Raw genomic sequence first — 380 nt, 5'->3', positions numbered from 1 at the left:
CACCGCAACCGATGACAGTCTGGTGGGCGTGGAATGGCTGGGCGGGGAGGAGCGCACCAATTATCCGCTGACCTTGTCGGTGGAGGATTTTGGCGAGGCGCTCGGTCTGACGGCGCAGGTGGCGGAGCCTATCTCTGCGGATCGGATCTGCGGCTACATGCAGCGGGCGCTCGAGCAGCTGTCGGAGGCGTTGGAGCGGGCGCCGGACATGCCAGTGCGGGAGCTGGACATTCTGCCAGCTGCCGAGCGCGCCTATCTGCTGGAGGAACTGAACCGGACGGCGGTGACGTATCCTGAGCAGCAGTGCATCCACGAGCTGTTCGAGGCGCAGGTGCGCCGTGCGCCGGACGCGGTGGCGGTGGTCCATGAGGAGGAGCGGC

General features: G+C 67.1%; 1 protein-coding gene. It reads left to right on the top strand.

Annotated features, from left to right (window positions below):
- Nucleotides 1-380 (top strand): hypothetical protein (locus tag XI08_RS09750; RefSeq protein WP_271574255.1); only part of this gene is annotated, 380 nt, incomplete at both ends.

Source organism: Bradyrhizobium sp. CCBAU 11361, assembly GCF_028128935.1.
Classification (GTDB): domain Bacteria; phylum Pseudomonadota; class Alphaproteobacteria; order Rhizobiales; family Xanthobacteraceae; genus Bradyrhizobium; species Bradyrhizobium niftali.
This window is presented reverse-complemented; position numbering and strand designations above follow the sequence as displayed.